Genomic DNA, 13,850 nt, shown 5'->3' on the forward strand with positions numbered 1-13,850 from the left:
TAGAAGAATTATTTTCATGAATGTTCTGCCCCCATCAATTCAATATCAGTGATATCACCGGAACAAGCCAATCCAGATTCGGCTTGAGACATTCCGTAAAAATCTCCGGGGACCCTGTGGTCAACTTGAGGTTGTCGGCGGTCAAGCCACCGGCCTCGGACAAAACCACCAGGTTGGATGTCGCGTTGCCCTGGATCTCAAGGTCTTCCAAACGCATGTTGGTCACATTGGTCAGGCTCATGCCGGTGGAAGAGAGAATTTTCAGTCGTGTCTGAATGGCATCCGACGCATCGGCCTGGCCTTTGATCGTCAGGTTGCTGACGCCGTCGATGGCGATGGGATTGCTGCTAAAATTTCCTTCAGGCAATTGAACCACCACGTTGGAACCGATTGCATTGGTCAACACGGTTTTGTTACGACTGGCCTGGTCCGATGAACAGGGACATTTCTCAAGTACCACGACGCGCGGTTCGGCGTAGGCCGAAAACGCACATAAGACGATAAAAAACCCCGCCCATATCCATGTTTTTGATTGTTTCATTGTTCGTTTCCTCATGTTTATAAAATCATCTGAACGACACGACACTGAGCCGTGCACGTCAAACGGGTCAAGACCATCTTTACCAAAACCGCACCAAATCGCTGCCATGAATCAGCCCTTTGCAGTCTGGACGAGACACGAAACCCGTCAATTGGACTATTCCTGGTCAACAATCTGAACCCCATTAATCTCAGGCCTGTTCCCAAAACAAGCCCCTGTTAAAAATACCTTGATCGAGCGTCCGGCCAATTCGGAGGATATCAGCAGGGTCAAAAGCGCATCTGAATAGGGTTTATCCAAAGGCATGCTGAATTGACCCGGATTGTCTATGTTGCCGCAAACCGATTGATTGACCTCACTCGAAAGCGATGACAAGCTTGCAAGAACAAAACTGACCTGATCACCTGTTGTAAATATTCTAAGGTTGGATGTGGTACCCGCATCGGTCCACTGGGCATAAACATCAGTACCCATAACGACAAGAAAAACGATCCCAAGTGACAATAAGGCCTTCAGCCTTGCACGAAAAAAATAATGGCGCCCGTTCTCCGCATACATCTTTACCCCTTGTATAAAATTAAACGGTTAATGCCCTGAAGCAAAACATATATCACTGCCTGACCTTCAGTCCATTTGTGTGTGCAATGTTGACCGCCGACCCTGAATAATGAAACGACACCTCCCCGCATTCTTTCGAGTAAAACTGAATGGGCCTGTTTGAAGAAAATGCAGAAATAATCATGGCGGACATTGTTTTGAACACCTCCGGATCATCCGGTGTCGGTTTGACGAAAACCCTGTCCGGTCGAGGTATCCCATTGGCATCCTTGCATTCGTTCACATTACCAAACGCACCAAACACCAGAATCCCTTTGTTGACATATTCAATATGTGTTGGCATTGCCCACGGCGTGAAGTCCCCGGCAAATGCATTCGATGACATGATCAACACCACAAACAACAAAATAACCGTTTTTCCCATGTACGCTCCCATTGGGCCTGATCAATCGGCAAGGATTTGTATGTGAGAGATTTTGATATGCCCCTGGGATTGACACCCACGTGACTGGGACCGACCATCGATGTGCAACCTGACGCGCTTACCGGAAATCAACGCGGATAATGCGACAGCCGCACTTTGTTCGTAGTTTGGCGCAATGGAGTAGCACTGTAATAATCTCTAATAATCAATTGGAATTAATCGGCCCGATATAAACAGGCGACGGTGCAGACCCATACGTGGGAAGTTCTTCACATGAATCATATTCTTCGGTTGCTTTATAGTAAAAATGAGCCGGTTTACCCTCACTTTTCAAGCGCAAGAGCATACTGGCCCAAAGCGCGCATGTCGTGGGGCTTACGCCATCACGTTCGGCATTTACATTACAGATGACGGTGTAGTTACCCCGGCCGGAGTGTTTGACATTGATATTCCCATTTGCATAAAGTAATACGGCGTCAATTGTTGCGAGACATTCAAAAGAATTGCCATAAGCAAGAGAAGAAGATGATAAACAAAATAACGTAACAACAATAATCAAATAAATTTTCATGCTCACTCCAAATTTTCAGTCACTAACATTTACCAGAACGGTATATAAACCCAGCTATCGTGTTATATGTCTTTCGGTGCAGCCATCTGAAAATCTCTGAATTCAACCACACGATAAGACATCGATACCGCATGATTCCAACGCATCATCCCGCGCACATACACGTCATTTTCACCCCAAACCCCCTCGCCGACATTCAATGAACCACCCCATCGTAGGTCGGGTTGAGGTACGAAACCCGACAAAATGGCCCGCATCCTTAGAAAAAGCGTCATCGGTCAAAAAATGATAAATCCAACACACATCACCATGCCACACATACACAAATCACATGGTGATCACGGTCATAACAGCCAAGGGCTTGTTCAACAATACATTCACATGGTCCTCATGCATGGTACATAGGGTCCCGGTGTTTGGAACGCTGCTGTTGGGTTTCGTTCCTCAACCCAACGGAATACGGACTGCCCCCCGTTACGCACAAAAAATCAATAGTGATAACGAGCCTGAACAAAATCGATCCTTTCATGCCCGACAACATAAACCAACCGGTGTTCCTGTGTAATACGTCGAGACCAAACGCCAGATCCAAGAAACTTTAAGGGTTCTGGTTTGCCGATTCCTTGAAAAGGATCTCGAATAATTTCTTCGATGAGTTGGAATATGCGTAAAGCTGTTTTTCGATCTGTTTCAACCCAATATTTCAGGTCTTCCCTGAATTCCGGTTGAAACACGGACTCTCTTTGTTTTTTGATATTCCCAGCCTGTTTCCGCTTACTCAAAACCAACCTCATTTCGAAGTTCATCGATGGTCTGAGGTGTGCCGGAGTCTTTTTTCACCCTATCCAATGTTTCAAGTAAGCGTTTTGCATTGTTTGGCGACCGGAGCAGATGTGCTGATTCAAGGAGTCCGGCAAGCTCATCGGCTGTAATCAATGCAACATCTTCACTACCACGTCTTTGAATAATAACGATTTCACGTTTTTTGGTCACATCATCCAACAGTGACGCCAAATTCGCCCGTGCATTGGTGTATGTCGTTTGTATTGTCATATTGACCTCCAGATTATATGTACAGATATACTGTACATATAATCTCAATGTTTGTCAAAACGAATCTTAGATCACCCCATCGGGTTGAGTTACGAAACACGACAATGGTCTAAAACCAGCAACTCAGGTACAACTCAGGTACAAATTTGAACGTTTAAGACCGTTTTTGTGCCTTTTTTTGAGATCATTTGGTATAGATGCGGCTATAGGCCACTACGCATACATTTGCAACAACAACGACCCCATTTGAAATGATTTAATCGGTAATACCTGCGCCTTGGCTTGCAGTACTTGATGCATCACAAGATTGCATGTAATCATCAGGAATTTCTGTTGGTAAATCAATTACAACCCCCCACCGTTTGCCAGATAAATATGCAGATAATGCCATCGAATATGCGAGCTTTGTCCGCTCAACTCCCATATCCGACACTCTGAAATAAACCCTTTGATATTGACACACAGCTTTCACAGTTTCGTTGTCCATATAAACCATAAAGCTACCATCAGATCCCAACGTCTGAATATGGGTAACATGACCGTATTTCCATGAATTTTTGGCATAGGCTGAGGAAGCAGTCAATATGACTGATAAAATAATACCAACTTTCATAAACATAATTATCCTCTTTCAAAACCGAAAATCTATAATAGTCTTTCCATCAACGACCAGACCCCAATTTATGCAGACAACACGATCAATCAACCGCTAAAGATTCAACAATCATCGATTGATCATCGTATCGAACCCGTAAGGATCTATCTGCCATTTGGGCGGATAAGGCTGTTGAAACAATCGTTCTATCAAAATCCGATATAATACCCTTATCATGATTCACTCTAACGTATGGAAACGCAACATCGTTAGAACATCCGTTTGTAACTGCCGGAGCAGTACCATTAGCGACATCAAAAAACAGGGTAACAGACCCTCCATTGCTTTTGCAGACTTCGATCCGTTCAATTTTCCCATTGAAATATTGAGTCTGACCAAAAACACTTGAGGAACTTGTCAAAATGATAAGAACCAAAAAGAATCGTTTCACATTAAACCCTTACCTTTACCAAATATCCCACGTTCGTGGTGTTTGAAAACACACAAGATCCCTTGTTCCCATGATTCCGAGGTTGGAGCGCTTCTACACGAAACCACCGTTATCACATCATGGCATCCCATCAAACCGACACACCAATTATCACCCCAAACCCCCTCGCCGACATTCAATGCACCACCCCATCGTAGGTCGGGTTGAGGTACGAAACCCGACAAATTGTCCTATTTGAAATGCACCCCACATTCCTTAAACCGCCATTATCGGGGGCAAAATTGAACGTTTAAGGCCGTTTTCGGGCCTTTTTTTGAGGTCATTTCGCATGATTTCTGCACGTTATTGCGGCCCGACCCAACACCTTTGAATTTCCCTTTTATTCTATGCTTTTGCGAACATCTGCTACTGTAATAAATAATTTATTTGGCATATCAAAAAAGGGGGTGAATCCAAATTTTTTATAAAATTCAATGGCGCCTTCTTTCGCATCTACAATAATCAAGGGGAAAGCGACTGTTTCGCTGGCCACAAGCAATTTCCTTAAGGCATCAATTAGCAACCACTCTCCGAATCCTCTTTTCGTAAAACGTTTATCAACAGCTAAACGGGCAATCAAGCCGCCTGCTGATGCATTCGAGTGCTTCTTCTGTAATTTAGGTGGTAAGGCTCCAAGATTTATCAAGGTCATGGTCAATGTGTAATAACCAATTATAACCCTATTATTTTCTTCATCAATTAGCACAAATGTTCGAGTGTTATCCTTATTTGACTGTTGATTTGCCATAAGCCTCAAATAATTATTCAAAGCTTCAACACCACAATCAAAATAAGCACGGTCATGTTTGTCTTTATCTAAGGGCTCGGTAATCATCATGACATCATGACTGTGTTTTACTTTTATAGTCTTTAGACGCTTGCTGAAGACGTGAATGAGATTTTGCAGGCGCATCGACAGCATTTACAAGCAGGATGGCATCCCGTTGGCTAAGCTTTAATGAATTTTCACGTTCCATAATCATCTTTGCTTTTTCAACCGCAGCGCTTAAAACAAAAGCATTAATGCTTGGCATGCCTATTATTGCAGCGGCTTGCGACAATAGTTTTTGAGTCTGATCGTCAACGCGTGCGGTAATTCGTGGTAAAGTAGACGGCATAAATGACCTCCCTTTTTAATGTGTCACTTTGGCACAAATTGTTGCATATTCATAAATACATGTCAAGCATGTGCCACACATGACCGGGTAGATAATGACGCTTGGCTGGGCCATTGATACAATCCATACATAAAAAATCGATCACATTTCTTAAACCGCCAATTTCGGGGTCAAAATTGCACGTCTAAGGCCATTTTTGGGCCTTTTTTTGAGGTCATTTACCATGATTCCAAATACTTGATGCGGCCCGACCCCATTTGAGTGATTTCACATGATTCCAAAACCCCATTTGTCAAGACTAAAGATTTGATTGATCCCTATTCACACGGCCCCAATACAAAAACGTCTTGGGGCCGTTTTTTGTCGGTGATGTCCGGTTTCGTGGCCTCAGCCCAACGCACTATCCCCAGGGATTTATGACCATTAAGTCCGGAACCGTCATATCATTTATATTTCGGGTGAGGACGCCCATGTTATGGACCAGGGCTGTCGCTGCAATCAGGGCATCGATCACGGGAAGCGATTTGCCGTGTTGTTCGGACTGGGCCAGAATCTTACCCCACATTTTACATACATGATCATCAATATCCAGAATCCTGCCCTCAAACCGAAGAGCCAGGTCCGTATCCAGCCAGGCTTGCAATTTCGACTTTTTGACGCCTTCTTCGAGCTTTGAAACCCCTTTTTGGATCTCACCCAACGTGATCACGGATAAATACAAATGGTTGTCGTCCTGTTCATCGACCCAAGAGCAAACCTGGGGATCGGCCTTGGGCTTGATCAGTTCCGATATCACGCACGTATCGAGGATATAATTCACAGGTCGATATCCCTTCCTGAGTCCTTGCGCCTTTCAAGGTCAATATCAAGGCCGTGCAATGGAGATTGTTTAAAAAAATCCACCAACGATGTTTTCGGTTTCGTCAATTTCCTGTATTCCGCAACGGACATGACGATGACCGTCTCCACACCTCGACGTGTTACAATCTGAGGCCCCACATTTAAAGCCTTCTCCACAACTTCGCTGAATCTGTTTTTTGCATGCTGCAACTGCCAATGTTCCATACGTTCACCTTGCACCTTGACTTTTTATTAAATAGCCGGACTGTCTAGATTATATCGGTTCAATCATAAAAATCAAGACCCATGGTGCCTCAAATACCTCACAATCCTTAAACCGCCAATTTCGGGGTCAAAATTGCACGTCTAAGGCCATTTTTAGGCCTTTTTTTGAGTTCATTTATCATGATTCCAAATACTTACTGCGGCCCGACCCCATACCCAGACCACCGCAGAGACCACCGCAGCATGTTAGGGACCACCGCAGATTACTGACTATGTTCGGATTATTTTAATAATTTCTAATAAATTCGGTTTTTCATTATATTGATAATACCTACTTTTTTTTAGCTTAAGAGGCAATATTCTATTCCGAATCCTTATTCTAAAATATTCGTCATCTAAAGGTTCAATCAATTTATATCTAGAAATATAATATATAATTTTTAAAAAACCGTTGAAATACCATAAAGTTATTTTATTGTTCTCAATACAAACGTAGCCTGGCCTTTGGTATAAAACGAATTGACGAATTAGCCATTCAGCTACGAAAATAATAATCAAGTGTACCACTAACTCTACCAAATCCGGATTGTATTTTAAATAATCAGCAATCACTGCCGATAGGTAAACAGGATAAATTGCAACGGAAGAAAAAAGCGGTAAATTTAACTCTGAATTTTCAGAATCCAACTCAAAACAACTGATAGAATTCATTTTTCCCATATTCAATTCTCTAAAATCCAGTTAGGCCGGAATTCGGATATTTTACTTTAGTAAGATATGCGGTGGACCCTATCGTTTAGACAGCTTTATGTGCAAAATTAGCTCTGAGACGGTTAATAAACATTCAACCTACTTAAGTGTTTCGTCTTTCAGCCGTGCCAACGGAAGGAGCCCGGAGGGCGACTGGAGTTGGCACGGCTGGGGCCTTATCAGGCCGCCAGTTCTTTTTGATCTTTGCTTTGAAATAACAAAATAACATTCAGCCGGGGTCATACTATCCAGTGACTGATGCGTTCTCTCACGGTTATAGTATTCGAACCAGGTTCTCAAACCTTTTCTCATTTCAAGAGCGTTTTCAAATGAATGCAGGTTGAGATAATGGTATTTCACTGTCCACCAGAATCGTTCAATGAAAATATTGTCCATGCAACGACTACGGCCATCCATACTGATTTTGATGCCGTTTGTTTTTAAAACATTTGTGAATGCTCCGCTTGTAAATTGGCGCCCTTGATCCGTATTGAAAATTTCCATTGCTCAACCCCACAACCAATCGGCATTTTCGGTTATAAAGCAGCCTCTGAAAGCAATATGGCGTTAATTGTCTCAACTTTACAAAATTAAATTTTTTGCCTTAAAAACCTGTCAAGCTTTTTTTGGTTATTTTCTCACTTTTTTCTTAAATGGTGTGAGTAGTTACAAAATTAGTAATATTATAATTCAACCTGACATCCAGAAGTTGTTAATTAACGCGGTTCGCCAACAGCATATGATGTAGTCGCATATGCAGTCTGACCAAAGCCAAACCCCCATGAAACAGAAATACTTACATTTATTACACTGTCCCAGAAACCTCTTCCAGTGTGTGGGAAATCCAGTGATACACCAAATTTTTGGAGGTATGGACCACCAGATACACCAATTGTCGTTGAAGCACCAGTAATTACACTTTTATCACCTTTTGGGCTCAAAGTTGCAACTATAAATCCAGTTGCAGCAAAGCCACGACCAATAGCTAATGGGCCCTGAAATGAAGTTACCATCTCACCTCCATCAAAACCAGAACCCCAATACCGCTGACTGGTAGCACCTATTGTTCCACCGATACCATATATCAAATACGCATCGCCACCAAATCCAAAACCAAGAGCAGAAGCGCTTAAATACACAGAATTATAAGCAACAAATCCACCTGTATAAGGATCTGAATTGATAATAAATCCTCTCGACCTAAGCCCATCAATATAATTTAAATACGCTATAGCAGCATCATAATTGCATGCAGAAACAAGACTAAGCGATGGTAGATAAATTTCGCCTAAAACATAAGCATCTTCACTTCCCCCATTAGATGAACCATGCGAACGATTACCACCCGATCCTTCACCAAAGTCAACAGACCCTTCTGCATAAGCATTAATTTCAACGTTGTATTTTTTACAAAATCTATCAATTTCATCATTCGCTTTTCTTAGTGATCGCTTAAATTCTTTTTCTATACGACGCCACGTCCTTTTCAAACTCCAATGTCCCGTCGGATCAGTATATATCAACGGATTATTGTTACAATACGTGTACCGATTAAGGTTTTGAGGATTTGCAAAATTCGGCACCATCGTATCCGCCGAAATAAAAACTCCAATTGCTGGGTCATAGAGCCTGGCATTATAATTGTAGAGCCCTGCCTCCGAATCGTATTCCTGATCGGTGAATTTATGACTCTTGACATCAAACCCCATAGGCTCACGGTCCATTCCAAAGGGTGTGTAACCTGACGCTGAATTGGACACAGCCTGCCCGTTTTCATCAGTGAGTAGAACGGAACTTCCAAGATGATCCTTATGATAATAAAAAACAGTATCTGACACTACTTTAGCAATCCGCTGGCCCCCGCCGAAAATATATTTTATCGGGGTCCCGTTCCGGACTTCGTAATGATCTCCTATGTATAAGGTTGAATTACCGCCTGATGTTTTTTTGGTCCGCGATCCGATGCCATCGTACTCCAAAATGGTTTCAACATCGTTTCGGAGAATACTCACCGGCATGTTTTCGGCATTGTAAACAATAGACCTTGGGGCGACATCATTGGGTTTCGAAAAATCATAACCGTTTGTCATGGACCCATTGTTATCATAAATAAAATCGTAAGGCGTTCCGTTTTTTATGATTTGTGATACGGCATGGGGGCGATTCGTATCATAGGTGTATGATAAGACATCCTGGTGTGTGGTTTGTGCCCCCGGGAGTTTTTCTCCGGTCAGCCTATGAAGATTGTCATAGGTATATCCTTTTATATTCGACTTTAATTTATCATCGATCGAGAGGATATCTCCGGCGGGGGAGTATGTATATTCCTTATATTGATAGTCGCGATTGTTTGCCGGTGTATCAATGTCGAAAAATCCATTATGATAGCCTACTAGTTTCTGTGATTTCGGATCATAGGTGTATCGGGTCGACGTGTCGTTGCCATAGGTTACCTTCCCCACCTGACCGGCAGCGTTGTAATCCAAAAACGCTGCATAATTTTTGAAATCGGAAATGCCAAAGGTATTTCGCAGAAGACCGTTCTGTTCATCATATTGATACGACAGAATATAGTTATCAGGATAAACCATGGTTTTGGTTTTTCCGGCGAGGTCAAAGGAAAACTGCGTGGTATAGTCCGTTCCATTGATGACTTTTGTTTGGCTTATCAACCTACCCATCGAATCATATGAATTGGACCTGATAACAGTATTACCGTTATCAATCGAATGGAGTCGCCCGATACCGTTTTCTATTGCGGTATCATAGGTATAGCCTACCGGATGTTGAGAGGTAGAATAAGATTTCCGTATAAGCCGGTTCAGTTCATCATAGTCCATGGTGATGACGGTTTCATTGGCATCGATTTGCTGCTTGAGGTTACCATTTTTATCATATTCCGGATATTGCCAATAGCCCATATTAGGATCGGTCATACTGGTTTTCCTGCCCAGACTGTCGTAGGTGATGGAAGTCACATGACCCAAGTGGTCTACAACGCTCAAAAGATCACCAGCAATATTGTAGTTATAATACGTATGGAATTGGATGTTGTTCAAGCCATGTTCTATCACCTCGACCAACTGCCCTAAATAGTTTTTCTTTTCTGTTTTCCGTTTTCCATCAGGATCAACGGATGTAATGGATAAACCATTGTATTCCATGAGGGCTGTTACAGTGCCATATGTTGTATCCGGGCTGGTCATTGATACAACTCGTCCGCGATTATCAAAAACTGTTTGTGTATAAGGACAATCAGAAGGGCCATCACCGGGATAATAATCCGTACTTGTACCGAAAAAAGGCCCCACGGATTTATACGCCTGCCCCATATGATTGTATAAAGTTTTAACAATCACAGGTTGGCCATTTTCCCCGATGGTGGTATTCTGGATCACCCGGTCGAGACCGTCAAAATAGGTGTAACTATCACGGCCCCGACCAATACACCCTTCATAACCGTCCTGCCCGTCATACCCTTCAGTCCATTTATTGGCTCCTGTGTCTTTTTCATTAACCATGGTGATGACTTTTCTGGGGAAAAGATCATCATAAAAAATCGTGACAACCTGTCCGCCGTCTGGTGCATCCACACGAGTGGTTCGCCCAAACTCATCAAAAAAGAACTCGCTGACATTGCCGTTTTCATCTTTTATTTTGGTCGGCTTACCAAAACGGTAATCATAATCTAAATACTCAACCACATGATTGACGCCATTGCCTGTTGTTGGGGATATAATCTTAACCGGAAACGTATTTGTTGTGCTGTCATATTCGGTGAACGTGGTATTGCCCATGGCATCGGTCAAGGTGGTTATGTTGCCATATAAATCATATCCGAATGAAACAGTGGGTTGATCCGCTTCCGACGCTCCATCAAGCCATGCTTTTTGCCAATGTTTATTTCCGGTAGTCATGAAATAATCGTAGTCCACTTGTCGGAAGATGGTTCCCGTCTGATCTTCCAGAGTTTCTTTGACCAGCCGCCATGCCCAATCACCAAAGTTTTCGTATTCTTTTTTTTCAACGACATCGTCAGCACCATCACCAGACGTGGATTCCGTCAAAATAAACCCATTTGTGTTATCATAGGTATAACCGTGACGTGTTGTTGTCTCGCCCCCGTTTTCATAAGTTGTTATTGTTTTTGATGTAAGTTTGACAAATACACGTTCAGAATCGGCATTCAGCGATTCACTGTCGTCCCAGTTTTTCGTAATTGAACTAAGCTGGTTGCCCCCATTATGAGGAAAGGCTTCAATTCTTTTTTCCAAACCAACCAGATTTTTCTCTTGGTGATACGTGGTCTCGATCTTAGTTCCCAGAGTGGTAGTGTTTGGGTTCAGTGTTTTACAAGTTACAGTTTCGAAACCAAGGAAACGCTTTTCAATATAATCATAGTCACCACCAGCATAACTAAACTCTCTGGTAATAGGAGGATTCAATCCGTCGCCATCATCGGCAACCAATGAGGATACGGTCTGAATGATAAAAGGGAGCTTTTTGTTTGAATAGAAAGAAGATGGCCGATAATTGAATTGATATCGTGCTCCGCTGCGTAAATTGATTTCTGATATCAAATCGGACCGCTCTGTTCCAAATGAACGTACAACAGAAACAAGACCACTGCCTGGCCTGTATAATAATAAATCGTCAATCCCATTCCCATTATAATCAAATGTCAAGATTTGGTCATTTATATCTGAAAGATCAAACTGATCAAAACCATCTTCAAATAAAATCGTATAAAAGAAAGATCCGCATGATCGAAGAACCATCGCTTTCCCTGACCCTGGATTATATAGTAACACATCTCCAAGGCCGTCACCATTATAATCGAGTAGCGAAACTTTACTAAACCCATAACTATTCATATAGTTTTTATTTTGGTAGGTATTCAAAAAAAATCCATCGCCTACAGAACATGCAACACGCGCTATTGCACCTGGCCTGATAAAGAATAAATCCTGAAGGCCATCTCCATTATAATCGAATGCATAAGCCTTATCATTTGTATTTTTAAAATCGAAACCAGCGATACCTGAGTTGGCATTTGAATATACCGAGGTAAAAGAACCGTTGCCATTTGAACGTGCAATAGACACCTTACCAACACCAGGCCTGTATAGGAATAAATCCTGATGGCCGTCTCCATTATAATCAAAAGGAAAGACTGAATCATTAACATTTTTGAGATCAAAGCCTGCAATGCCTGAGTTATTATTTGCATATACAGCCGTATATGTTCCGTTACCATTGGAACGTGCAACAGACACCTTACCTGTGCCAGGCCTGTAAAGGAATAAATCCTGAAGGCCGTCTCCGTTGTAATCAAATGGAAACACAATATCATTTACATTATCCAAGTTGTAACCAGCAATACCGGAATTTTCACTTGAATAAACATTATTGAACGAACCATCGCCGTTTGAATGGGCTATAATGACTTTTCCTGAACCAGGCCTATAGAAGAATAAATCTTCATCACCGTCACCATTGTAATCAAATGAAAACACCTTATCATTCGCGCCGATATAGATTGTAGTTCTACCCCAAAGATTGTTAAAATTTTCATTCTCTTTTGAATTTACGATACTATTGTTGTCAGAGCCGGGCCGATATATGAATAAATCTTGAAACCCATCTCCATTATAATCAAAAGGAAGTATCCTATCACTTTTATTATTTATAGGATGTCCACCAATACCGTTGTCCGAATAAACACTCGTAAAATCAAATACATTCCCACTAGGCCAATCACATGTTATTGTATTTATGATGGAACCGCTTGTGATTGCCCCAAACGAATCTACTGTTGAATCGGCCCCAAATATTCTTATTGATGTAAGAAGTGAACGGCCGGTACTTTCTTCTTTACCATAACTGACCTCATAACTTCGAACACGCCCTGAACAGGAGTGAACATCGATTGATTTAAGCCGTTTTGACATTCTTACATTGTAGCGAGTCGCCATACTATCAGAAACATCTAACCGATCTTCAAGATAGAACTTTACATAATGACCATTATAATCAATTCTATCGAGATAGATTTCATTTTGATGCTTTGTATAATTAAAAATTATTGAATTATTATTTGTATCTTCAACTTTATTGAGACACCATTTAAAAACATTCACTATATCATGTGGGGCTGTACCAGATGAACCGTAATAAACTTGCTGAGACGCTTGGCTCGTACCGTAGTAATATTTTGTTCCTCCTGTTGTGGTAGCAATCCAACCAGTGAATTCATTGAATTCATATTTCGTGAATGAAGATTCGACTCTTTCTGCATATTCACCATTACCTGAAGTATCTACCGAAACCGGCACCAATTCGCGGCCATTTGCTATATAATCATGCGATGAATAATCAATCCCTCGTTTGGTTGATCGTTGAATGTCCATAGTTTCAATATCCCAACCAACCCCAAGCCAGTTATTTCCACCGCTACTTGTATATGACAGAGTCACTTTAGGTTGGAGACCATTTCTCCCCGACGGGACTTCGATAGGAACCTGCGTAATTGCCGAACCTGAAGACTCTGACACATAAACCTCAATTGCGGTGCTTGGCTCCGGTAAACACACCGTAAGGATGGTTATGGCAATTGATATTAAATTGATAGATAACGGTTTTTTATATAAATTCATGAAATGCCTCCACCTCGTTTTGGCGAAAA

At 41.9% G+C, this 13,850-nt stretch carries 14 protein-coding genes and 1 pseudogene; all 15 read right to left on the minus strand.

Translation table 11 applies throughout. From position 1 onward, the window contains the following. Positions 1–34 precede the first annotated feature (34 nt). The 15 genes and pseudogenes from ACYQ11_RS11885 to ACYQ11_RS11955 all read right to left on the minus strand — a co-directional run bounded on the left by ACYQ11_RS11885 (position 35) and on the right by ACYQ11_RS11955 (position 13,821). Positions 35–541, minus strand: coding sequence for a hypothetical protein (locus tag ACYQ11_RS11885; protein ID WP_459924006.1), 507 nt, complete (start codon positions 539–541; stop codon positions 35–37). A 156-nt stretch (positions 542–697) separates the two neighbouring features. Then, positions 698–1,099, minus strand: a complete 402-nt coding sequence (locus tag ACYQ11_RS11890; RefSeq protein WP_459924007.1) for a hypothetical protein — start codon at positions 1,097–1,099, stop codon at positions 698–700. 52 nt (positions 1,100–1,151) lie between these two features. Next, complete coding sequence (locus ACYQ11_RS11895) at positions 1,152–1,523, minus strand: hypothetical protein (RefSeq protein ID WP_459924008.1); 372 nt, start codon at positions 1,521–1,523, stop codon at positions 1,152–1,154. A 205-nt stretch (positions 1,524–1,728) separates the two neighbouring features. Further along, positions 1,729–2,094 (minus strand): hypothetical protein, encoded by a 366-nt coding sequence (locus ACYQ11_RS11900; protein WP_459924009.1) that lies wholly within the window; start codon positions 2,092–2,094, stop codon positions 1,729–1,731. 488 nt (positions 2,095–2,582) lie between these two features. Further along, positions 2,583–2,876, minus strand: coding sequence for a Txe/YoeB family addiction module toxin (locus ACYQ11_RS11905; RefSeq protein WP_459924010.1), 294 nt, complete (start codon positions 2,874–2,876; stop codon positions 2,583–2,585). Continuing rightward, positions 2,869–3,147, minus strand: a complete 279-nt coding sequence (locus ACYQ11_RS11910; RefSeq protein ID WP_459924011.1) for a type II toxin-antitoxin system Phd/YefM family antitoxin — start codon at positions 3,145–3,147, stop codon at positions 2,869–2,871. The genes ACYQ11_RS11905 and ACYQ11_RS11910 overlap by 8 nt, the downstream gene beginning before the upstream one ends. A 256-nt stretch (positions 3,148–3,403) precedes the next feature. Then, positions 3,404–3,760: a hypothetical protein gene (locus tag ACYQ11_RS11915; protein ID WP_459924012.1), complete on the minus strand. Its 357-nt coding sequence runs from the start codon at positions 3,758–3,760 to the stop codon at positions 3,404–3,406. 85 nt (positions 3,761–3,845) lie between these two features. Then, positions 3,846–4,193: a hypothetical protein gene (locus tag ACYQ11_RS11920; protein WP_459924013.1), complete on the minus strand. Its 348-nt coding sequence runs from the start codon at positions 4,191–4,193 to the stop codon at positions 3,846–3,848. Positions 4,194–4,572: 379 nt separating this feature from the next. Continuing rightward, positions 4,573–5,070 (minus strand): GNAT family N-acetyltransferase, encoded by a 498-nt coding sequence (locus ACYQ11_RS11925; protein ID WP_459924014.1) that lies wholly within the window; start codon positions 5,068–5,070, stop codon positions 4,573–4,575. Positions 5,071–5,074: 4 nt separating this feature from the next. After that, a complete protein-coding gene (locus ACYQ11_RS11930; RefSeq protein WP_459924015.1) occupies positions 5,075–5,350 on the minus strand; it encodes a type II toxin-antitoxin system TacA family antitoxin in 276 nt (91 codons plus the stop codon). 400 nt (positions 5,351–5,750) lie between these two features. Further along, positions 5,751–6,170, minus strand: coding sequence for a type II toxin-antitoxin system VapC family toxin (locus tag ACYQ11_RS11935; RefSeq protein WP_459924016.1), 420 nt, complete (start codon positions 6,168–6,170; stop codon positions 5,751–5,753). Beyond that, positions 6,167–6,415: a type II toxin-antitoxin system Phd/YefM family antitoxin gene (locus tag ACYQ11_RS11940; RefSeq protein ID WP_459924017.1), complete on the minus strand. Its 249-nt coding sequence runs from the start codon at positions 6,413–6,415 to the stop codon at positions 6,167–6,169. The genes ACYQ11_RS11935 and ACYQ11_RS11940 overlap by 4 nt, the downstream gene beginning before the upstream one ends. 270 nt (positions 6,416–6,685) lie before the next feature. Further along, positions 6,686–7,126 (minus strand): hypothetical protein, encoded by a 441-nt coding sequence (locus tag ACYQ11_RS11945; protein ID WP_459924018.1) that lies wholly within the window; start codon positions 7,124–7,126, stop codon positions 6,686–6,688. A gap of 138 nt (positions 7,127–7,264) precedes the next feature. Beyond that, positions 7,265–7,666 (minus strand): annotated as a pseudogene (locus tag ACYQ11_RS11950) (transposase); the annotation flags it as partial. Positions 7,667–7,881: 215 nt separating this feature from the next. Further along, complete coding sequence (locus tag ACYQ11_RS11955) at positions 7,882–13,821, minus strand: FG-GAP-like repeat-containing protein (RefSeq protein WP_459924019.1); 5,940 nt, start codon at positions 13,819–13,821, stop codon at positions 7,882–7,884. Between the last annotated feature and the right edge of the window lie 29 nt (positions 13,822–13,850).

The sequence above is a fragment of the Desulfatiferula olefinivorans genome (assembly GCF_054657895.1).